The following is a 21,497-nucleotide window of genomic DNA, read 5'->3' as shown; positions in this document are numbered from 1 at the left end:
ACAACGCAACCCCATCAGGCTTGCACAAGCCGCTGAGGTCGCTGGCCTTGAATAGATCCATGCTCTCAACCGCTGCGCCACTCCAGCGACTGCTGGCTCACCTGGCCCCCCATCGCCGGCTTGTGCTGGCGGCCACAGCCTGTTCCCTTCTGAACAAGTTCTTTGATCTGGCCCCACCGGTGCTGATCGGCCTCGCGGTGGATGTGGTCGTGCAGCAGCAGACGTCCTGGCTGGCACGCCTGGGTGCTGTCACGGTGCCCAGCCAACTCTGGGTGCTGGCCGGCCTCTCCTTCCTGGTTTGGAGTGCCGAATCCCTGTTTGAGTATCTCTACGGCGTTCTCTGGCGGAATCTCGCGCAGAGCACACAACACACCCTGCGCCTGGAGGCCTATGACCATCTCCAGAGGTTGGAGATGGCCTTCTTTGAAGGAGATAGCAGTGGCCGCCTGCTCACCGTTCTCGGCGATGACATCAACCAACTGGAGCGCTTCCTCGATCACGGGGCCAATGAGATCCTTCAACTGATCACCACCGTGGTGTTGGTCGGTGGAGCCATGGCCTGGATGGCCCCAGGCGTCGCCCTGTTCGCGTACCTCCCCATCCCAGTCATCCTCTGGGGCTCGCTGCGTTTTCAACAACGTCTCGCCCCCCGCTACCGCGATGTGCGCGAAAGGGCCGGTGCCATGGCCTCGCGTCTCGCCAACAACCTCGGTGGCATGCTCACGATCAAGAGCTTCACCACCGAATCCTGGGAGCTCGAGCAGCTCCGAGAAGACAGTGACGCCTACCGCCGCAGCAACGGCCGCGCCATCCGTCTGTCCGCCGCCTTCATCCCCCTGATTCGATTTGCAATTCTCTTTGCCTTCCTGGCCATCCTGCTGATCGGAGGCCTCCAGGCCTGGAAAGGGGAGATCGCCGTCGGCACCTACAGCTTCCTGGTGTTCATCACACAGCGATTGCTCTGGCCTCTGACCACCCTTGGCCGCACGTTGGACGACTATCAGCGCTCCATGGCCTCAACGCAACGGGTGCTGGATCTGATCGATACACCGGTTCGCATCACTGGAGGACAACAGCGACTCGACAAGCGAACGATTGAAGGGCGCGTGGACTTCGAGCGCGTGGGGTTTCACTACCAGGATCGCCCCATCCTGCTGGATGACTTTTCCCTCTCCATCGCTGCAGGGCAGACGATCGGCATCGTGGGAGCCACCGGTTCAGGCAAAAGCACCCTGGTGAAACTGCTCCTTCGCCTCTACCCACTGAACAGCGGCCACATTCTTCTCGACGGCGAACCGATCGACAGACTGAATCTTGGCGACCTACGACGATGCATCGCTCTCGTCAGCCAGGACGTGTATCTCTTTCACGGCAGCGTGGCCGCGAACATCGCCTACGGCGCCGAAGGAGCGAGCCAAGCCCAGGTGCAACAGGCTGCCGAACTGGCAGAAGCACATCACTTCATCCAAGCCCTACCCCTGGGATACGACACAGTGGTCGGGGAGCGAGGTCAACGCCTCTCCGGAGGCCAACGCCAACGCATCGCCCTCGCGCGGGCGATTTTGAAGGACGCTCCAATCCTTGTCCTCGATGAAGCCACCGCTGCTGTCGATAACGAAACGGAAGCGGCGATCCAGCGGTCGCTGATGCAGATCACCGCCAACCGCACCACACTGGTGATTGCTCACCGCCTCAGCACCGTGCGGCATGCGGATCGGATCGTGGTGATGGACCATGGACGCATCGCTCAGCAGGGCAACCATGAGGACCTGCTGCAGAGAGGCGGGGCCTATGCCGATCTCTGGCGCGTCCAGGCAGGCCTGCGACCCGACGAAGCTCTCCGCCTCTGATGAACGCCTTGCTCGCTGCAGCAGCGCCATCGGGCGCATCCATCGCCCATCTGACGCATCACCCCCTCGGCATTTTTGCCCTGCTGGTGGCGATCGCCATGCTTGTGCCACCGATCTTCCGGAAAACAGGCCTGCCTGATCTGGTCGGCCTCCTGATTGCCGGGATGCTTGTTGGCCCCAATGCCCTGAATTGGCTGCAGCCCAATGGCGAAACGATCACCCTCTTTTCCGACATTGGCGCCATCTACCTCCTCTTCATTGTCGGGTTAGAGATTGATCTTGACGAGTTTAATCGAGTCAAAAGTCGCTCATTAACGCTGGGAGTTCTCCACTTCCTATTTGGCATGGCCACAGGTATTTCCATTGGCCTTTTATTCAACTTTCCGATGGTTCCCTCCATTTTAATAGGAACCTTAATCGCCACTCATACCCCCCTAGGCTACCCAATCATTCGCAGCTATGGCGCACAGCGCGATGAGTCAGTCATTGTCAGCATTGGAAGCACAATCCTCACTGACATCGCATCTCTATTGGTCCTGGCAATCGCGATGGGACTTGGCAAGGGTTCATTCTCAGCCACAAACCTCGCCTCACTGATTGCCAGCGTCAGCCTCTTCGCGGTCATCGTCGTCTTCAGCATCCGAACGATTGGAGGCAAAATTTTCAAACAGAGCATCAACGACGAAAACAGAATATTTCTCGCCGTCCTGCTCACCCTTTTCATTGCTTCCCTTGGCGCCGAACTCGCTGGAGTCGAAAAGATTGCAGGTGCATTCCTTGCCGGCCTTGCCATCAACTCTGTCCTTCCAGAAGGAAAAGCAAAACAACAAGTCATTTTTGTTGGCGGGGCTTTATTCATCCCGATCTTCTTCATTCACCTTGGATTACTCATTGATTTCAACAGCCTGCGAAGCAGTTTTAGCAGCATTGAATTAACAGCTCTCATGGTGGTTGGAGTGATTGCCTGCAAGGGCCTCGTCAGCGTCATTGCCGGTCGAGGCTTTGGCTACAACGGCAACCAGATGGTCATGATGTGGTCCTTAGCCATGCCACAGGTCGCCGCCACTCTTGCCGCGGCTTTCGTTGGCTATGAGGCAGGCCTTCTGAATGCGTCAGTTCTCAATGGCGTTCTCGCCATGATGGTCGTCACGGCATCTCTTGGGCCGGCATTGACAGCCCGCTCGGTCACCCAGCTGGTTGAACCCGAAGACAGCATCAAAACATCATCAACCAACACGTCAGACGAGCGGAACCGATCGAATCCAGAAGCGGCCGATTTCGCGCTGCCAGTGGTCAGCCGCCCCTTGAAAATCGTGGTTCCCGTGGCGAATCCCGCCACCGAATATGGGCTCCTGAGCATGGCGTCCCGTCTTCTGAATGGGGGCTCAAGCGCTCCGGGCCAGCTTCTGCCGATGGCTCTGGTTTGCCCGAGCCTGGAGGAGGCACGCGGAAGTCTCAATCGGGCTGTTGCTGCCGCCAGAGATCGCCTGAACGAGGCCGCCTCGATCGGAGAAGACCTGAAGGTGCCCACTCGCTGCCTGCTGAGGCTTGACGAAGACATCGCCGGTGGCATGAGCAGAAGTGCCTTGGAACAGGGAGCGGATCTCCTTCTGATCGGCACAGGCCAACCCGACAAGCTCCGCAACTGGTTATTCGGAGATCTGGTTGATGGCGTCTGCCGCACAGCTCACTGCCCTGTGGTGGTGGTGAATCTGGCCGGGCAGGGCGTCGATGATCTTCAACGGATCCTGGTGCCGATCAAAGACCTCTCCGCCAGCGCACGGGAGCAGTTCGAACTCGCTCAACGCCTGCTGGCGAGCGCCGAAGGGAGCTCTGGAGTGATCACACTCCTGCACATCGTTGACCCTCGCTTTAGCCGCCACGATCGCCAATGGATTGAGCGCGAGCTCCGTCGCTGGCAGCCTCCAGGTGAGTCGGGAGAGCGGATTCGCATTGATCTTGTTCCTGGCCCAGGAATTGACCAGACCATCCAGCGTTCAAGTCGGCACCACGACCTCGTGATCCTGCGCTCCCAGCGTCGTCGCGTCGCCGGACTGCCGATCCCCGCGAGCGACCGAACCAGCAGCCTGATCCGCCAACTCAAGTGCCCCACGCTGGTCATCAGCGAGCCGCTGCTCTGATTGCGTCACCCCACAAAGACAGCAGCAATCCTTAAGAGAACGCAAAGGGCGCCCTAAGATCTGCCAATGACCAGCCCTCTCCCTCATCCCAGCCAGCCACGATCGTTATTGATCGCCATGGCGATTGGGCTTGGGGGAGGTCTCTTGATTTCGGTTCCGCTGAGCCGATCACTCAACCCTCATGACATCGAGACAGGGGGCTCGATCCTCCCCATTAGCAATCCCTTCTCCGCTTGGACAGGATTCGGAGATCGGGAAGTTGTGGTGCTCGGCATGGATGCCGGTGGCGGCAACACCGATGCGATCTTCACCATTCGAGTCGAGAATGGCGAAACCAAGATCACCCAGATTCCCCGCGATAGCTACATCGACTCGAGAAGCTTCGGGCCGATGAAAGTGAACGCCCTCTATGCACGAGGAGGGCCGGAAGCTGTGCAGCTGGAACTCAGCAGGCTGATGGGCCGCCCGATCCAACATCACATCCTTGTGAACCTGGAAGGCATCCGCACCATGGGCGACCTTGTAGGGGGCGTGATGGTGGATGTGCCCAAACGTCTCTACTACCAAGACCGCTCTCAAGGTCTGTTCATTGATCTCCAACCAGGGCCTCAGCTGCTCAAGGGCAGGGATCTCGAGGGCTTCCTGCGCTGGCGCCATGACGGGGAAGGTGATTTTGGTCGACTGAAGCGGCAGCAGATGGTGCTCAGAAGTCTGTTTGCCTCTCTGAAGCGACCTGAGAATCTGGTGCGTTTGCCCGCACTGATCACCGCGGCCGGTCGCAATCTGAAGACCGATCTCGGTCCCATGGAACTTGGTGGCCTGATCACTGCCATGGGCACCACCAACCTCGAAACCGAACGGTTGAAAGCCACCCCCTTCGATCGCGATGGCATCAGCTATCTCAACACCGAATGGCCCAGCAAAAAGAAGGGGGGAGCAGAAGCCAGCGAAGCCAGCAGCTGGCGCTATCGCGTGTTGTTCTGATCACGTCCGTTGCGGCCTGCAAAGGTGAGCACGACCAACGCGAGAATCAACGCGATTGCAGCTACCGATGGACGCGAGGTGGCCACGGTCACTCCAAGGGCGGCAGTAAACCAGATCGAAGCGGCGCTGGTTAGACCGCGCACCTGGGCAGGTTCTCCGCGTTTGCGCGAGCTTGGCTCTTGGAGAATTTCACCAGCCCCGAGGAAGCCGACTCCGGTGGCGACCCCCTGAATGGCTCGACTGCGGCTGTCAACTCCAGCACCGGCGGCCAACACCAGTAGACAGGCACTTAACCCCACCAGCACATGCACACGCATTCGATGGGGGTGGTGCTGCCCAGAATGGGAACGGTTGAAACCAACGGCAACTCCGCAAACCACCGACAGACCCATTCGCCAGAGCACATCGAGATCCAGCTCTGTGGTCGTTAGCAAATCGGACAGAAACACGGGCCGGAGCGACGGGTTCCCCGCACAATGGCAGCGATCAGCTTCCTTGGCGTGAGCGGCAATCTGCTGCGACAGAGCCTGCGACTTGGGCTGAGTGTGCTAATCACCTGCGCGATCGCCCAGCATTTTCAGCGGATCACCTTTCTCTGGTATCCCCTGATCGCCGTGATCTTTGTGGTCGACGACCAGGACGACAACAGCCTGCGTGCCGCAAGAGGTCGCATCCTCGGCACGATGGCCGGTGGTCGAGTGACGTTTGTTGTTCACACGATCCTGGCCGCTGGCACGGGCATTCAGCACACCGGCGTTACCTGGATAGATGAGAACTCCCTGTCCCTTGACTTGCGTGGGGACAGGCCAGAACACCAGCCAGGCAGAGAAGAGACCACCGACAGCCAGCAGGGAAGCTCCCACCTGCTCGTGGTCTGTCAGGCCGTTCCAATGGACCCTTAAACGCTCGACCCTTGAAGTGCTTGTCATGCCCTCCAGCTTGGCGGCATTCAAAGGGTGGGACCGTGCTTCAGAGGAGAGTTACTGACAACGGCCTCGAGGGGATTCAGATCAGCAACGTGAAGGAGCTGATCACCCGTTCAAACAGGTTCTGAACCTTGGGCCAGCGTTCTTCGTTGGTGCTGGTGGCCAGGGTGTAAAGCCGGCCACGATCCACCACAACGGTGGCGAGTTCGTGACGATCCCGATCAGCGAGGTGAACCGCGAACTCGAGGTCGTAAAAGGTGCGGCCGGAGGCATCCCGTTCCCGAGCCTCCACCAGATCAGCTTCACGGCCACTTCCCTCTGGTGCAATCACATCCCGACGCAGACGCTCTCCGACGGCCACGGCGCTGCCCAACTGCGAGAGATTGTCGTCTCCATCCACTTCCGACACCACCAGGCTGACAGTCTCATCGCTGTTAATGAGGTCGTGAAAGACCACCTGGGGACCGTTGCTGACCGAGACCCGCGTCCAGCCCGTGGGATAGAGAAAGGCATAACGACCATCTGGGCTCTGAAAGGAGTTCAGACCAGCGGTGGATCCAGAACAAGCGGTCAGCGTCAGTGCACAGAGAACCGCCAGGAGGGCACGCCAGGTCTTGGACAAGTTCAAGCGCACAACGGGAACAGCTCAGCTGGAGACATTCTGCCTCTGGGCAGCGTGCCTAGATTCCTGGCACTCGCGGCAGACCCCTGAGCGGCTTTACCCGACCGCTGGCCCGGTTGATCGATCAGTTCGAGCGACTGCCCGGGATCGGTCCCCGCACCGCCCAGCGCCTGGCCCTGCATCTGCTCCGCCAACCGGAGGAGCAAATTCAAAGCTTTGCCGAAGCCCTGCTCGCGGCCCGGAGCCAGGTCGGCCAGTGCCAGACCTGCTTTCATCTCAGCGCCGACACAAGCTGCGAAATCTGCCGCAACCCAGAACGCAGCACCGGTCTCCTCTGCGTCGTCGCCGACTCTCGAGACCTGCTCGCCCTGGAGCGCACGCGGGAATACGCGGGCCGCTATCACGTGTTGGGCGGCTTGATCTCACCCATGGACGGGATCGGGCCGGAGATGCTTCAGGTGAGCAGCCTGGTGCAGCGGGTGGAAAACGAAGCGATTCGCGAGGTCATCCTCGCCCTCACTCCAAGCGTGGAGGGGGACACCACAAGCCTCTATCTGGCCCGCTTACTGCGACCCTTCACCCTGGTCAGCCGCATCGCCTACGGCCTGCCGGTTGGGAGCGAACTGGAATACGCCGATGATGTGACCCTCAGCCGGGCTCTGGAAGGCCGTCGAGAAGTGGTGTGAGCAAAACCAGCCGTTACAGCAGCATTCGGCCCCAGCAGCGGCTCCCCCAATGGCTGCGACGGCCAGTGGGCAATGCCAGCGCCCTGGAAGCGGTACAGGGTGTGGTGAAGCAGGGAGCACTGCACACGATCTGCGAGGAGGGGCGTTGCCCGAACCGTGCCGAGTGCTACGCAGCTGGTACGGCCACCTTTCTGCTGGGTGGGGCGATCTGCACCCGCAGCTGTGCCTTCTGTCAGGTGGAGAAGGGGCGTGCCCCCATGCCGGTCGATGCCGGCGAAGCCGAACGAGTCGCGGATGCGGTCGAGCAGATGGGGCTGCGCTACGTGGTGCTCACAGCCGTCGCCCGCGACGATCTCAACGATCACGGTGCCAGCCTGTTCACGGCAACCATGGCTGCGATCCGTCAGCGCAACCCTCTGATCGCCATCGAGGTCCTCACTCCCGATTTCTGGGGGGGCCACCGGAACGACGAGGAGGGGCTGAGAGCCCAGCGCGAGCGACTGCACACCGTTCTGGCTGCATCACCGGTCTGTTTCAACCACAACCTGGAAACGGTGGAGCGACTTCAAGGGGAGGTTCGGCGGGGAGCTACGTACACCCGCTCGCTGGGTCTCCTTGCCGCGGCCCGCGAGCAAGCACCTGAGATTCCAACCAAAAGCGGTCTGATGCTCGGCCTGGGGGAGCACCGCGCGGAAGTCATCGCAACTCTGGAGGATCTGCGCAGCGTCGACTGTCAGCGACTGACCCTCGGGCAGTATTTGCGACCATCCCTGGCTCACATGCCAGTGGAGCGTTATTGGCAACCCTCAGAGTTCGAAGAGCTGGCCGTGATCGCCAAGGCGATGGGGTTTCGCCAGGTTCGCAGTGGCCCACTCGTGCGCAGCAGTTATCACGCCGCCGACTGACGCCAACGACGGATCGCTCGCCTCTGCACCTCCTCGCAGTCACCCACCATCAGAGCGCCGGCACCACCCCAGACCATGCGCAACGGCAGATCCCAGACCGCTGCATTCAACTCTCGGGCCGTACGAAATCCGCGGCTCTGGAAATAACGCACCAAGCGTCGATGTTGTCGCTCGTCATCTCGGATCGCCAGCAGACGTGCCCGACGACAGGGGGTGGTCTCAAGGGCCCAGGCCATGACGGCAGCCCAGATCAGATCCCCGGTGCCTAAAGGGGCATCAGGACTCACCCGCATCGTGTCGAGCTGAAGACCCGAAGACGCCCCATAAGCCCACCCCTTCAGTTCACCGAACAGCTGAAGTCGCTGCTCCCCTAAGGGCCTGGCCACCACCAGCCGCAGACTCCACAAGCCCAGGGGACGTCTCACCTGCAAACGCAGCAGCAGGTCCCTTTGACGGGACTCAAGCTCCAACTGATTCAGCATCGGTTCATCACAACAGCGATGGGGTCAGAGATCACTCCCCTGCTCCACCGGTTTCACCCGCTTCACGGCTGAACAGGGCAGGGGGCCATAGAGATGAGGAAACAGCTCACCGGTCACGATCGCATCAGCCCGCAGGGGAGCCTTCACGAGGGCCGGATCGATTTCCAGCAGCAGCACAGCCTCCGCGTCCGCGTAATAACGCCGATAGGTGCTGGCCAGCTGTTCACGCCAGGAACAATGGATGAACCCAACCTCCTCCAACGTGAGTCCCCGGGTGGAGATGCGGTAAGCGCCACAGGCCTGGGCTGCGGTCCAGTCCTCCAACAAGGCGAGATGAAACAGAGGTTGATCGCCCGGCACAGGGATGGCATCAGCAGGGAATCGGGGCTGCAAGCCTCCTGGGCTCCAGGGATCGGCCCGTTGCATCAGCCGTTCGAACGCAGGGGCCTGCACCAATCGCTTCAGCCAGTCCCGTAATGGCGCCAGGGCGGGCTCGGCATCGAAGCGATCAGGATCGGCAATGCGCCACTGCCGCACGAAGGGCCAAAGCGCCCCATCGGCAAGGGACGGTCGGTGATCGAGCAACCAGCCACCCTGCGCAACCTGATCACTCCAACGGCACAAGATAGTGAGACCGGCCTGGTGATGATCCTGCTGCCGCTCACCGGGAAACCGGTCGGCGTATTTGTATCGATCGAGATGGTGCTTGAGGGGACCGTCGTTGCAGGCGAGGAGGGCCGCAATCTGCTCTTGGGCACTTCGATCACCAACCCGCAGCAGGTTGCGCGGATCCGACTGTTCCAGAGCCCAACGCATCAGATCCAGGCTCTGTTCGAGCACAGTGCCATCGGCAAGCACCAGGACGGGCACCGTGCCCTTGGCAGAGGCCACGAGCATTGCTGAGGGCTTGGCCTTGAGTTCAACCTCACGCCAGGAGACCAGCAACCCCGCCTCCAGCAAGGCCCAGCGAGCTCGCATCGCATAGGGACAACGTCGGAAGCTGTAGAGGATCGGGAGATCGCTCATCGCGCTGTTGGCTGTTGGTCACGCTCTTGGCGCTGACGAATCTGGCGCTGGCGTTCGGAGAAGCGAGCCCGATCGGCATCGCTGAAGCGATCAACACAATGCAGGCACTGCACTCCCGGCACATAGGTCTCCAACGCCCGCTGGGCAGGGGTCAACGGCAGCCCACAGGCATGGCAGAGACGATGCACACCCGGCTCGAGCCGATGGTTCAGGGCCACCCTCTGATCGAACACAAAGCATTCACCACGCCAACGACTCTGGGCCTCCGGAACCTTTTCGAGGTAATTGAGAATGCCGCCGCGCAGATGATGCACAGTTCCGAACCCCTGTTGCTGCAGGTACCCACTCGCTTTCTCGCATCGGATTCCACCGGTGCAGAACATGGCGATGCGCTTGGGAACCTGCGCCTCAGTGCGGGGTCGTAGGTCCCGTTCCACCCAGTCGGGAAAGTCCCGAAAGCTCTCTGTACACGGATCGATCGCCCCCTCGAAGCTGCCGATGGCCACTTCGTAGTGATTACGGGTGTCGATCACCAGTGTTTCGGGATCATCAATCAGAGCATTCCAATCCTCAGGCTCCACATAGACACCCACACTGCGGCGGGGGTCCACTTCAGGACATCCCAGCGTGACGATTTCCTTTTTGCGACGGGCACGAAAACGACGGAAGACCTGGCTGTCGCTCCAGCTGCGCTTCACATCCAAACGCGCATAGGGCTGCTCTTCAAGCGTCAACGTCTGACGCAACACCTGCAGCAGGCTCTCCACTCCCTGCTCAGGACCACTGATGGTGCCATTCACCCCCTCCGTGGCGATCAGCACCGAGCCGAGCACGTCCCCCTTCGCGGCCAAGCGTGGAAGCTCCTCGAGCAGACACTCACGCTCAGCCTCAGGCAGAGGCGTGAAGGAATAGAAGGCGGCCACCAGAAGCGACGGCGCCATCAGGCCGCCAGCTCCTGCCAGCGGACCTGGACTCCAGCCGCGGCCAGCAATGAACGGTCGGCCTCCACCTGAGGATTGGAGGTGGTGAGCAGAGTCTCGCCATAGAAGATCGAATCAGCCCCTGCCAGGAGACAAAGAATCTGAGCTTCACGGTTCATCTGCTCCCGTCCAGCACTGAGGCGGATACGGCTCTGGGGCATCAGGATGCGTGCTGTCGCCACCATCCGCACAAGCTCAAGCGGATCGACCGGTTCCCGCTCTTCTAGCGGCGTGCCTTCCACCGCCACCAGCGCGTTGATCGGAACACTCTCGGGATGTGGATTCATCCCAGCCAGCACCTGAAGCATGGAGGCGCGATCGCGCTGGCTTTCACCCATGCCGATGATGCCTCCACAGCACAGGGTCACCCCAGCCTTGCGCACCCGCTGGAGGGTCTCAAGCCGTTCCTGGTAGCTGCGCGTGGTGATGATCTGGTCGTAATGCTCGGGACTGGTGTCCAAGTTGTGGTTGTAGGCCGTCAACCCCGCCTCGGCGAGGCGTTCAGCCTGATGATCTGTGAGCATGCCGGCGGTGACGCAGGCTTCAAGGCCCAGTTCACGCACGCCGCGCACCATCGAAAGCATCGCTTCGAAGGGGGCACCCTCGCGGATTTCCCGCCAGGCCCAGCCCATACAAAAGCGATCGGCCCCTGCCGCCTTGGCAGCACGCGCCCTCTCCAGCACAGGCTCCACATCCAGCTCAGGCTGGCCCGTGACATCACTGCTGTGATGCATGGACTGAGGACAGTAGGCACAGTCCTCCTCGCAGCCCCCGGTTTTCACACTCAGAAGGGAAGCCAGCTGGACCTGATAGCCAGGATTGGCGGAGCGGTGGACAGCCTGGGCCTGCCAGAGCAGATCCATCAGTGGCTGATCCAGAAGTGCCTGAATCTCCTCGACGCTCCAGTCATGGCGAGGGGTTGTGGGCTCATTCATCAACGCCATCTCTGATCTGATGTTCAGGATCCCAGAGCGCCGGGATCCGTCAGGCCATCCAGTCCTCCGAAACGACGGCTTCGGCTCTGAAAATCACGAAGGGCTTCCAACAGGGCCAGCTGGTCGAAATCAGGCCAGAACACATCGGTCACGTGAATTTCGGCATAGGCCAGCTGCCAAAGCAGAAAGTTGCTGATGCGCCGTTCACCACTGGTGCGAATCAGCAAATCGGGATCCTGCTCCCCAGCGGTGAACAGTTCCGAAGCCAAGCGGTTTTCGTCGATCTCATCCGGACTGATCTCACCGCGTAGCGCCTGGGCAGCCAACTTGCGGGCAGCCTGAACCAGCTCCCGGCGTCCTCCGTAGTTGGTGCAGACATTGAAGTGAATGCCACTGTTCTCCGCGGTGCGGGACGTGGCCTCCTCAATGAGAGCCTGCAGCCGATCGGGAAGTGCCTGAAGATCGCCAAGAAAACGAATCCTCACTTGCTCGGCCTCGAGGGCCTGAAGCTCTCTCTGGAGCACCCGCTCAAACAAGGCCATCAGAAAATTCACCTCATCCCCTGGCCTCGACCAGTTCTCAGTGGAGAAGGCGTAGGCGGTCAACGCCCTGACGCCCCAATCGCTGCAGAGGCGCAAGGTGGTTTTGAGGGCCTCGACACCGGCGCGGTGGCCCATCACGCGCGGCAGACCTCGGGCCTGTGCCCAACGGCCGTTGCCATCCATGATCACGGCAATATGGGCGGGCAGACGCGCAGGATCGAGGTCAGCAGGAAGAGTCCTGAGCTTCGAATCGTCAGAGCTGGCGGCCAAGCGTTGGCTCACGAAAGCGGATCCTGAGTGCCGACCGACACGCTACGCCCTGAGCCAAGGCTCGCCGACTTGGCTGATGATGACCCCGATGGCACCCCCATCAATTCGATTAAGAGGTCCTGGAGGCGGCTGCTGGTGATCGGACGCTCCAGACGTCCCTGATTGGCCAGGGACAGGGTGCCGGTCTCCTCGGAAACAACGACACAGATGCAGCGGTCAAAGCGTTCCGTGATCCCCAGGGCAGCCAGGTGGCGTGTTCCATAGCGGCTGATCCCCTGGCGGGAGAGGGGGAGGATCACTCCGGCCGAGAGGATGCGGCTGCCCTTCACCAGCACGGCACCATCGTGCAATGGCGTATCCGAAGCGAACAGATTGAGCAACAGCTCGCTACTGAGTTGTGCATCGATCGGCACACCAGGATTGAGAAAATCCTCCGGCCTCAGATCACTGCCAAGGTCCACCACGATCAGGGCACCTCGACGGCTCTGGGACAGCCGTCCAGAGGCATCGGTGAGCTGAGCCACCGTGCTGGCAGTGGCTCGCTGCTTGGCCTGGGGATTACCGACCAGGACGGCCAGGCGACCCGTACCGAGAAGCTCCATCAAGCGCCTGAGTTCGCCCTGCCAGAGGATGGCGAGCGAGAGTGAACAGGCCAGAACAAGGGCGTCGACCAGCTTGGACGTGAGGGGAAGGTTGGCGAAACGCTGGACAAACCAGGCCAGAGCCACCAGGAAGAGATAGCCCCTCAGCAACCAAAGCGTTCGCTGCTCATTGACCCTGGAAAAGAGCAGAAAACCGATGGATGAGGCGAAGAGAACGTCGAGAAGAAGGCGTGGATGAAACACCCCCGACACGTTCACATCAGCCTCCCGATCAGACCTCAGCCTACCGGGCCAGTCGAGCGGGTAAATCGTCGTAGCGGAGCAGATCCTCAGGCCGCTCCCGTCGCTGAATCAAGTCGGCATCACCGTCATGAACCAGCACGGCTGCTGGTCTGGGAATGCGGTTGTAGTTGGAACTCATCGACGCGTTGTAGGCCCCGGTGGCCAGGACAACGAGAACATCACCACTGACGCTCAGGGGAAGCGACAGGTCTTTGAGCAGAACATCACCCGACTCGCAGTGCTTGCCCGCCAGGGTGACCGTTTCCTCCCCAGCTGCCAGAGGCTTGTCCGCCAGACAGGCCGTGTAAAGCGACTGGTAAGTGATCGGCCTCGGGTTGTCGCTCATGCCTCCGTCCACCGAGAGGTAGGTCCGCAGACCAGGCACCTCCTTGCGGGAACCCAGGCGATAGAGCGTCACCCCTGCGGATGCCACCAGCGATCGACCGGGTTCACAAAGAAGACGCGGAAGGGCAAGCCCTCGGTCGTGACATGCGGCGGTAACGGCCGTCGCCACCACTTCAACCCAGGCGGCGATCGACGGGGGATCATCGGAGGCGACGTAACGGATCCCGAGGCCACCTCCGACGTTGAGGTCCTCCACCGGATGGCCTAAATCTCGTGCCAGCTTGAGGGCATCCGCCATGACGGACGCCAGGTCGCGATGGGGATTGAGCTCAAAGATCTGCGATCCGATGTGGGCATGCAGTCCGGTGACCCGAGCCCATGAAGAGTGACGAAGGCCTTGAAGCACCGGCTCGAGTTGATCGGGATCAAAACCGAATTTGCTGTCGAGGTGGCCCGTGCGGATGTATTCGTGGGTGTGGCATTCAATGCCTGGCGTAAACCGAAGCATCAGCCGCGCCGGTTCTCCGCCGGAGGGGACCAGCTCAGCCAAGCGGTCAAGGTCATGCTGGTTGTCGGCCACGATGGTGACACCGCTGCGGTAGGCCAACAGCAGCTCCTCATCGGATTTGTTGTTGCCATGCAGAACGATGCGCTCCGCGGGCATCCCACCCTGCAGGGCAGTCAGCAGCTCACCGGCTGAGACCGCATCAAGCCCAAGGCCCTCTGAGGCCACCAGAGCCGTCATCGCAAGGGAACTGTTGGCCTTCGAGGCGTAAACAGCGAGGGAGTCACCTGGATAGTGCTCGCTCAGGGCCTCTCGATAGGCCCGACAAGCGGCACGCACTGTGGCTTCATCCAAAACATATAAAGGAGTGCCATAACGCTCTGCCAGGTCGCTGAGCCGGCAGCCACCGACCTCAAGGCGACCCTGCTGATCAAGGCCCGCACTGACAGGCGCGAGGTTCCGGTTGGGACTCTGGGGATCACAGCCCGACTCGAAGGGGTATGGCATAAAGCAGGTCAGCAGCGCCTGAAGCGGGCAATGTAGGAAGCGGGGCGCCCGGTGCTGACGTCACGATGCAGAGCCAAACGACCGTGACCACCCTCGGCGCGAGGCATGCCAAAGCTTGTCGAGATTTAGACGAAGCTGCCCTGGGCGGACTCTGGACCCTGCAGCAATGGACCCACGAGCTCTCAGAAGCGCAACGGATCTGCCTCGGTCTTTTTGACGGACCTCTTTTTGACGGACCTCCTTTTGACCGACCGCGCTTGGTGGCCCTCGCCTGTGGCTGGATGGTGGTGGATGAGTTGCACATCACGGCAGTGGCCGTCGCTCCAGAGCGACGGCGTTGCGGTTTCGGCCGGGTGCTCCTTGAAGCGCTACTGCAGCGCGCCGCCGCTGGCGGCGCACGTCACGCCACCCTGGAGGTCTCCAGTTGCAATGCTGCGGCACTGGCCCTGTATTCCAACTGCGGCTTCGAGACTGCCGGCTGCCGTCGCAATTACTACAGCGACGGACGTGATGCTCTGATTCAGTGGCGAAAATTGACTTGACCGTGCCTGGCAATTCAGGGGTGCAGGCAGAAGTATCGGAGTGAGATCACGGGCATTTGCTTCAAAAACGATCGCAAACTTACGGATTTGGTTGACAACTTCATTCAGGCTGACCCCCCACTGGCGCTGGGAAGTTGCCGGTACGGCAATCCGCTCACAGCAATGCTCCGGCCCTGATAAGTTGGTTGTATCTGCATCCGGCCTGGACGATGTTTGAGCGGTTTACCGAGAAGGCCATCAAGGTGATCATGCTGGCCCAGGAAGAGGCTCGCCGCCTGGGTCACAACTTCGTGGGCACTGAGCAAATTCTTCTCGGCCTGATCGGCGAGGGAACAGGCGTGGCCGCCAAGGTTTTGAAATCGATGGGCGTCAACCTCAAGGACGCCCGGGTTGAAGTCGAAAAAATCATCGGACGAGGCTCCGGCTTCGTTGCCGTCGAGATTCCCTTCACCCCCCGAGCCAAGCGAGTCCTGGAGCTTTCGCTCGAGGAAGCCAGACAACTGGGGCATAACTACATCGGCACCGAACACCTCCTGCTCGGCCTGATCCGAGAAGGTGAAGGTGTCGCTGCGCGCGTGCTCGAAAACCTTGGTGTTGATCTGGCCAAGGTCCGCACCCAGGTGATCCGCATGCTCGGCGAGACCGCTGAAGTGGGGGCCGGCAGCGGAAGTGGGGGCAGCAAGGGGTCAACCAAGACACCGACCCTCGATGAATTCGGTAGCAACCTCACCCAGCTCGCCAGTGAAGCCAAGCTGGATCCCGTCGTCGGTCGTCAGAACGAAATCGAACGGGTGATCCAGATCCTCGGCCGGCGCACCAAAAACAATCCGGTGCTCATTGGTGAACCGGGTGTGGGCAAAACCGCGATTGCCGAAGGTCTCGCCCAACGCATTCATCAGGGTGACATCCCTGACATCCTCGAAGACAAGCGTGTTCTGACCCTCGATATTGGTCTGCTCGTCGCCGGCACCAAATATCGCGGTGAGTTCGAGGAACGGCTGAAAAAAATCATGGAGGAGATCAAGGCGGCCGGGAACGTGATCCTGGTGATCGACGAGGTGCACACCTTGATTGGTGCAGGTGCAGCCGAGGGCGCGATCGACGCTGCCAACATCCTCAAGCCGGCACTGGCACGGGGTGAGCTGCAATGCATCGGTGCCACAACCCTCGACGAGTACCGAAAGCACATCGAACGGGATGCTGCGCTTGAACGGCGCTTCCAGCCCGTCACGGTGGGTGAGCCGTCGATTGCCGACACGATCGAAATCCTGCGCGGTCTGCGAGAGCGCTACGAGCAACACCACCGCCTCAAGATCACGGATGAAGCCCTTGAAGCGGCCGCAACCCTCGGCGACCGCTACATCTCGGATCGCTTCCTTCCTGACAAGGCCATCGATCTGATCGACGAGGCCGGCAGCCGTGTGCGCCTCCTCAATTCCAAGCTGCCACCCGCTGCCAAGGAGGTGGACAAGGAGCTACGCCAGGTTCAGAAAGACAAGGAAGAAGCTGTTCGCGATCAAGATTTCACGCGCGCCGGTGAGCTGCGCGACAAGGAAGTGGAGCTGCGCGAACAGATCCGCACCCTGCTTCAGAGCAGCCGCTCCGACAGCAACACCGACAGCAACGACTCGCCTGACGCTGAAGTCCAAACAGCCGAGGGTGCATCGGGAGACGTTACCAGCGAGACAAAATCTGAAGGTGGTGAACTGACCACCCCGGTGGTGAACGAGGAGGACATCGCCCAGATCGTTGCTTCTTGGACAGGCGTTCCGGTGCAGAAACTCACCGAGAGCGAATCGGTGAAACTGTTGAACATGGAGGACACCCTCCACCAGCGCTTGATCGGTCAAGACGAAGCCGTCAAGGCCGTATCCAAAGCGATCCGACGGGCTCGCGTTGGTCTCAAAAACCCCAATCGCCCCATTGCAAGCTTCATCTTCTCCGGCCCGACAGGGGTGGGTAAAACCGAGCTGACCAAAGCTCTGGCCACCTACTTCTTCGGCAGCGAAGAAGCCATGATCCGGCTCGACATGTCCGAATTCATGGAGCGGCACACGGTCAGCAAGCTGATCGGTTCTCCCCCGGGCTACGTGGGCTTCAACGAGGGTGGACAACTCACGGAGGCCGTGCGTCGCCGTCCCTACACCGTCGTTCTCTTTGACGAAATCGAGAAAGCGCACCCCGATGTGTTCAACCTGCTGCTGCAGCTTCTTGAAGACGGCCGACTGACCGACTCCAAAGGACGCACCGTCGACTTCAAGAACACCCTGGTGATCATGACCTCGAACATCGGTTCGAAGGTGATCGAGAAGGGCGGCGGTGGCCTGGGCTTTGAATTCTCAGGAGAGAACGCCGAAGAGAACCAGTACAACCGCATCCGCTCCCTCGTCAACGAAGAGCTGAAGCAGTATTTCCGTCCTGAATTTCTCAACCGCCTCGACGAAATCATTGTGTTCCGTCAGCTCAACCGCGATGAGGTGAAGGAGATCGCCGAGATCATGCTGCGAGAGGTCTTCTCACGCATCGGCGAGAAAGGCATCACCCTCACAGTCTCCGACGCCTTCAAGGAACGTCTCGTGGAAGAGGGTTACAACCCCGCCTATGGAGCTCGTCCCCTGCGTCGTGCCGTGATGCGACTGCTCGAAGACAGCCTTGCCGAAGAGGTGCTCTCAGGTCGGATCAAGGATGGTGATGCCGTCGAGGTGGATGTGGACGAGAAGAAACAGGTGGTGGTGAGGCACGGCAACAGCAGTGCCCCAGTCACTCCTGAGCTCGCCAGCGCTGGACTCTGACAACGGACATGGTTGAACCCGCTGCATCGGCGGCTTACGCCAGCCATGCGATCGCCCCAGCAAGGGTGATGAGGGGTGAGGGGGTCTGGTTGCAGGCCCTTCCACACATTGCATCCCTCTGTCACCGACCGGCCCTGCTTGGACGAAGCTCCGCCACGAGCTCGCTTCGTGAGCAACTCAACGATGATCTGAACCGCTCGGGGCTCTCCCCCCACGAGCTCATCCTGGAATTCGATTGCTGTGAACGCGATCTGCAGCGTCTCGAGCAGGAGCTGCGTGATCACGCCTGCGATGGTTTGATCGCTGCCGGCGGCGGCAAGGTGCTCGATGCCGGAAAACTGCTGGCTGATCGCCTAGGCCTCACCTGCATCACCGTGCCACTAAGCGCTGCCACCTGCGCCGGTTGGACTGCACTCTCCAACCTCTACTCACCCAGCGGTGCCTTTGAAGGAGACGTCGTCCTCAAGCACTGTCCGGATCTTTTGATCTTTGATCACAACCTGGTGCGCCAAGCACCAGCCCGCACCCTGGCCAGCGGAATCGCCGATGCTCTCGCCAAGTGGTACGAGGCTTCGGTGAGTAGCGGCGCCAGCAACGACGGCGTGATTCAGCAGGCCGTTCAAATGGCTCGAGTGCTGCGCGACCAGCTCCTGATCGATGCCGAAACCGCTCTCAGCGATCCTCAGAGTGAAGCCTGGGTCAGGGTGGCTGAAGCCTGCGGACTGACGGCAGGGGTGATTGGTGGTTTGGGTGGAGCTCAATGCCGAACCGTGGCTGCCCATGCCGTCCATAACGGACTCACCCAGCTGCCGGCCTGCCATGACGCCCTTCACGGCGAGAAGGTGGGATTTGGGATTCTGGTGCAGCTGCGCCTTGAAGAACGCTTGGGAGGTAGCCAGTTAGCAGCCCAGGCTCGCCGTCAGCTTTTCCCCATTCTCCAGTCCATGGGGGTACCGGTCACCCTGACGGACCTCGGCCTGGCCAAGGCCGGTCTTCACGAGCTGCGGAGCGCCAGCCGCTTCGCCTGCCGCCCCGGATCGGATCTCCATCACCTGCCCTTCGCAGTCACTGAAACCGATCTGCTTGAAGCCCTGATCAGCACCGACAGTGGGATCACCAGTGGCCAGAAACAACCGAAGGAGCAAAAGGCTTGAACAACCAGCAGCTGCTGGAGAAGGCCGCACCCACCCTGCTCGATCCTCAGGCCCGCGAGCTCATCGCATCGGTGCAATGGCTGCCTCTTGATGGCCCAGTAGCGGATCGCTATCCAGTGGTGCGTCAAGGCCAGGGAGCACTGGTGCTGATGCTGCATGGCTTTGACAGCTCACACCTGGAGTTCCGTCGACTGGCCCCGTTGCTGAGCAGAGATCACACTCTGCTGATCCCGGATCTCTATGGCTTCGGGTTCTGCCCACGCCATCCCGAAGCCAGCGTCGGCCCCCAGGCCGTCATGGAGCATCTGAGCCATCTGCTGGACCAACTTCCAGCCAACGAGCCGATTGGGGTGATTGGCGCCTCCATGGGTGGGTCCGTCGCCCTGGAACTGGCCCGTCGTCATCCGCAGCGGATCAACAACTTGCTGTTGCTTGCCCCAGCAGGTCTCGATGGCCGACCGATGCCCCTTCCTCCGGTCTTGGATCAACTAGGGGTGTGGTTTCTCGAGCGCCCCGGTGTCCGCAAAGGGTTATGCCGGCAGGCTTTTGCAGAGCCCGACACCAGCGTGGGTGATCCGGAGGTGCAAATCGCCTCCCTCCACCTTCAGGTGCCCGGCTGGGCCAAGACCCTCGCAGCCTTTGCCCGTAGTGGAGGGTTCGCGGGATGCGGTGAGCCCCTTCCCCCGCAACCCCTCCACGTGCTCTGGGGACGCGAGGATCGGATCCTGAGAGCGCCACAAAAACGAGCTGCTCTGACGCTGCTGGGTTCACGGCTTGAGGAGGTTGACGCTTGTGGACATCTGCCCCATCTCGATCAAGCTGAACTCGTGGCCGAGCGATGGAGATCCATGGAGGTCCAGCGATGAGTGAGAGCAGTGCCAGCTCCGGTCCGATCCTTCAGCTGCTGGCCAATGGCCTGGGGCTCTGGATCCGCAGTCAATGTGACGAGGTCGGCGAGCTGAAGCTCAATCTGCACGGATCAGCCTTGCAGCTCCTACGCGGCCGGCTGGATGCGGTTGACCTGAAGGCCAGGCGGGTGAGTTTTCAGGGACTGCCGATTCAGCACGCTGAACTGCGTAGCGGAGCGTTGAAGGTCAACCTGCGGCCTGGATTCCCGCAACAGGTCCTCCAGCTTCAGCAAGCCTTTTCACTCACCGGTGGCGTCACCCTGCAGGGCACGGATCTCAACCGAGCCCTGCTCAGCGATCGCTGGCGATGGCTCGGTGACTGGCTGGCCGAACAACTCCTCGGACTGCCCACCCTGGGGAGCCTGACTGTGAACAACGACATTCTTTTGCTGGAGGCACCAGTCATCAATGCCGGCGACTCGATTCGTCGTCAGTTCCGACTCCAGGCGGATGCCGGCACCCTACGCATTGAACATCTGGATGCCGATGAGGCTGTCCATCTGCCCATGGACCCAGGCATCCGGATTAAGGAAGCCCGACTCCAGGCAGGCCAACTCCACCTCCTTGGTGAAGCCACAGTGAAGCCTTGAGAGGGCGGTGCTGTTCTGAGGATTACTGCAGCACCGGCAAGACCAACGTGACGGCATAGAAGACCACCGCGGGGGTGAACAGATAGCTGTCGATGCGATCAAGAATGCCGCCATGGCCAGGCAGGGCATCACCGGAGTCTTTAAGGCCCGCATCCCGCTTCATCATTGATTCGGTCAGATCCCCCACCAGGGCGAACAAGGCCACCAAGGCCCCCAGCCCCCCGCCTAGCCAGGGAGCCAGGGGCCATCGCAGCAGCAGTGCGAAGGCAACACCCATCAGCACAGCGGCCACGAGCCCCCCGATGGCACCCTCCACGGTCTTGCGCGGTGAAATCGGCGACAGGGGCATGCGACCGAAGCGGCGCCCGATCAGGAGCGAGCCGATATCACTCGCCACGATCATCAGACAAGCCATCAACGTGATCACCAGGCCACTGCTGATCCAACCACCACACCAGGCGGGAAGATCCGAAAGGCCCGGCGCAAGGGAAACGTCGGAGAGGTTGCGCAGCCTGATCCAATGGCTGGGCAGGAAGCCCAGATAAAACAGGCCGAAAATCGAAGCCGCGATATCGGCGATCGATCCGGTCACGGGTTGAAGCAACAACCAGCCGCAGATCGCTGCACCAGAGAGGGGAAGAACAGCCGCGGCAAGGTGCGAGGGCAATCCGCCTTCAACGCCCCACTGGGTGCTGATCAGCATGAGCTGGCAGGCCACCAATGTGGTTTTTGTGGCTGGACGAATCCCTGTGAACTGGGCCATGCGGAAGAACTCCAGCAACCCCAGATGCACGATCACCCCAAGCGCCAGGGTGAACCACCAGCCACCTAAGCCGACGACGAGAAGACCGAAGGCCCCCGCAAGACAACCACTGCTGAAGCGCTGCCGGGAGACAAGGCCGGACGCGCTTGCCATCCTGC

General features: G+C 60.9%; 21 protein-coding genes. 11 read left to right on the top strand and 10 right to left on the bottom strand.

From position 1 onward, the window contains the following. Positions 1-59: 59 nt before the first annotated feature. The 3 genes from H0O21_RS08970 (at position 60) to H0O21_RS08960 (ending at position 4,975) form a co-directional block, all read left to right on the top strand. A complete protein-coding gene (locus tag H0O21_RS08970; RefSeq protein WP_185189435.1) occupies positions 60-1,850 on the top strand; it encodes an ABC transporter ATP-binding protein in 1,791 nt (596 codons plus the stop codon). Next, positions 1,850-3,991 carry a cation:proton antiporter gene (locus H0O21_RS08965; protein ID WP_185189434.1) on the top strand — a complete coding sequence of 714 codons (2,142 nt, stop codon included), beginning with the start codon at positions 1,850-1,852 and terminating at the stop codon, positions 3,989-3,991. Before H0O21_RS08970 ends, H0O21_RS08965 begins: the two co-directional genes overlap by 1 nt. Before the next feature lie 117 nt (positions 3,992-4,108). Continuing rightward, positions 4,109-4,975, top strand: a complete 867-nt coding sequence (locus H0O21_RS08960; protein WP_255440960.1) for an LCP family protein — start codon at positions 4,109-4,111, stop codon at positions 4,973-4,975. On the opposite strand, the gene H0O21_RS08955 is transcribed toward H0O21_RS08960, so the two are convergent. Then, positions 4,957-5,424: an MgtC/SapB family protein gene (locus tag H0O21_RS08955; protein ID WP_255440959.1), complete on the bottom strand. Its 468-nt coding sequence runs from the start codon at positions 5,422-5,424 to the stop codon at positions 4,957-4,959. The two genes, H0O21_RS08960 and H0O21_RS08955, sit on opposite strands and share 19 nt — an antisense overlap. 27 nt (positions 5,425-5,451) lie before the next feature. Here H0O21_RS08955 and H0O21_RS13660 point away from each other — a divergent pair, with 27 nt between their 5' ends. Next, a complete protein-coding gene (locus H0O21_RS13660; protein WP_370523021.1) occupies positions 5,452-5,877 on the top strand; it encodes a hypothetical protein in 426 nt (141 codons plus the stop codon). Positions 5,878-5,980: 103 nt separating this feature from the next. On the opposite strand, the gene psbP is transcribed toward H0O21_RS13660, so the two are convergent. Beyond that, entirely contained in the window at positions 5,981-6,523 is a 543-nt protein-coding gene (gene psbP, locus H0O21_RS08945) for a photosystem II reaction center PsbP (protein WP_255440958.1), read from the bottom strand. Positions 6,524-6,630: 107 nt separating this feature from the next. Between psbP and recR the strand changes: the two genes are divergently transcribed. Further along, entirely contained in the window at positions 6,631-7,209 is a 579-nt protein-coding gene (recR, locus tag H0O21_RS08940; RefSeq protein WP_185190957.1) for a recombination mediator RecR, read from the top strand. Next, positions 7,206-8,114 (top strand): lipoyl synthase, encoded by a 909-nt coding sequence (gene lipA / locus H0O21_RS08935; protein WP_185189431.1) that lies wholly within the window; start codon positions 7,206-7,208, stop codon positions 8,112-8,114. The genes recR and lipA overlap by 4 nt, the downstream gene beginning before the upstream one ends. Here lipA and H0O21_RS08930 read toward each other — a convergent pair. Genes H0O21_RS08930 through lysA form a run of 7 tightly spaced genes read right to left on the bottom strand, consistent with a single transcriptional unit; the run spans position 8,099 to position 14,590 of the window. Then, positions 8,099-8,596: a hypothetical protein gene (locus tag H0O21_RS08930; RefSeq protein ID WP_185189430.1), complete on the bottom strand. Its 498-nt coding sequence runs from the start codon at positions 8,594-8,596 to the stop codon at positions 8,099-8,101. The genes lipA and H0O21_RS08930 overlap by 16 nt on opposite strands. A 24-nt stretch (positions 8,597-8,620) precedes the next feature. Beyond that, positions 8,621-9,622: a DUF952 domain-containing protein gene (locus H0O21_RS08925; RefSeq protein ID WP_185189429.1), complete on the bottom strand. Its 1,002-nt coding sequence runs from the start codon at positions 9,620-9,622 to the stop codon at positions 8,621-8,623. Next, positions 9,619-10,563, bottom strand: coding sequence for a rhodanese-related sulfurtransferase (locus H0O21_RS08920; protein WP_185189428.1), 945 nt, complete (start codon positions 10,561-10,563; stop codon positions 9,619-9,621). The genes H0O21_RS08925 and H0O21_RS08920 overlap by 4 nt, the downstream gene beginning before the upstream one ends. Beyond that, on the bottom strand, positions 10,563-11,537 hold the full coding sequence (bioB, locus tag H0O21_RS08915) for a biotin synthase BioB (RefSeq protein ID WP_185189427.1): 975 nt from the start codon (positions 11,535-11,537) through the stop codon (positions 10,563-10,565). Before bioB ends, H0O21_RS08920 begins: the two co-directional genes overlap by 1 nt. Positions 11,538-11,560: 23 nt before the next feature. Continuing rightward, on the bottom strand, positions 11,561-12,361 hold the full coding sequence (locus tag H0O21_RS08910) for an isoprenyl transferase (protein ID WP_185189426.1): 801 nt from the start codon (positions 12,359-12,361) through the stop codon (positions 11,561-11,563). Continuing rightward, positions 12,358-13,209 carry a diadenylate cyclase CdaA gene (gene cdaA, locus H0O21_RS08905; protein WP_185189425.1) on the bottom strand — a complete coding sequence of 284 codons (852 nt, stop codon included), beginning with the start codon at positions 13,207-13,209 and terminating at the stop codon, positions 12,358-12,360. The genes H0O21_RS08910 and cdaA overlap by 4 nt, the downstream gene beginning before the upstream one ends. Before the next feature lie 25 nt (positions 13,210-13,234). Further along, on the bottom strand, positions 13,235-14,590 hold the full coding sequence (gene lysA / locus H0O21_RS08900; protein WP_185189424.1) for a diaminopimelate decarboxylase: 1,356 nt from the start codon (positions 14,588-14,590) through the stop codon (positions 13,235-13,237). Positions 14,591-14,673: 83 nt separating this feature from the next. Between lysA and H0O21_RS08895 the strand changes: the two genes are divergently transcribed. The 5 genes from H0O21_RS08895 (at position 14,674) to H0O21_RS08875 (ending at position 20,576) form a co-directional block, all read left to right on the top strand. Then, positions 14,674-15,132 (top strand): GNAT family N-acetyltransferase, encoded by a 459-nt coding sequence (locus H0O21_RS08895; protein ID WP_255440957.1) that lies wholly within the window; start codon positions 14,674-14,676, stop codon positions 15,130-15,132. A 209-nt stretch (positions 15,133-15,341) separates the two neighbouring features. Continuing rightward, positions 15,342-17,924 carry an ATP-dependent Clp protease ATP-binding subunit gene (locus tag H0O21_RS08890; RefSeq protein ID WP_185189422.1) on the top strand — a complete coding sequence of 861 codons (2,583 nt, stop codon included), beginning with the start codon at positions 15,342-15,344 and terminating at the stop codon, positions 17,922-17,924. A gap of 8 nt (positions 17,925-17,932) precedes the next feature. Continuing rightward, entirely contained in the window at positions 17,933-19,078 is a 1,146-nt protein-coding gene (locus H0O21_RS08885) for an iron-containing alcohol dehydrogenase family protein (RefSeq protein WP_185189421.1), read from the top strand. Further along, positions 19,075-19,944, top strand: a complete 870-nt coding sequence (locus H0O21_RS08880) for an alpha/beta fold hydrolase (RefSeq protein WP_185189420.1) — start codon at positions 19,075-19,077, stop codon at positions 19,942-19,944. The genes H0O21_RS08885 and H0O21_RS08880 overlap by 4 nt, the downstream gene beginning before the upstream one ends. Then, positions 19,941-20,576 (top strand): DUF2993 domain-containing protein, encoded by a 636-nt coding sequence (locus tag H0O21_RS08875; RefSeq protein WP_131457143.1) that lies wholly within the window; start codon positions 19,941-19,943, stop codon positions 20,574-20,576. The genes H0O21_RS08880 and H0O21_RS08875 overlap by 4 nt, the downstream gene beginning before the upstream one ends. A gap of 22 nt (positions 20,577-20,598) precedes the next feature. Here the strand turns inward: H0O21_RS08875 and H0O21_RS08870 are convergent, their stop codons facing one another. After that, positions 20,599-21,492: a phosphatidate cytidylyltransferase gene (locus H0O21_RS08870; RefSeq protein ID WP_255440956.1), complete on the bottom strand. Its 894-nt coding sequence runs from the start codon at positions 21,490-21,492 to the stop codon at positions 20,599-20,601. Positions 21,493-21,497: the final 5 nt, after the last annotated feature.

Origin of the sequence: Synechococcus sp. HK01-R, assembly GCF_014217855.1 — a bacterium.
GTDB lineage: Bacteria > Cyanobacteriota > Cyanobacteriia > PCC-6307 > Cyanobiaceae > Synechococcus_C.
The sequence above is the reverse complement of the archived record's forward strand: the minus strand, read 5'-3'. Positions and strand labels throughout refer to the sequence as shown.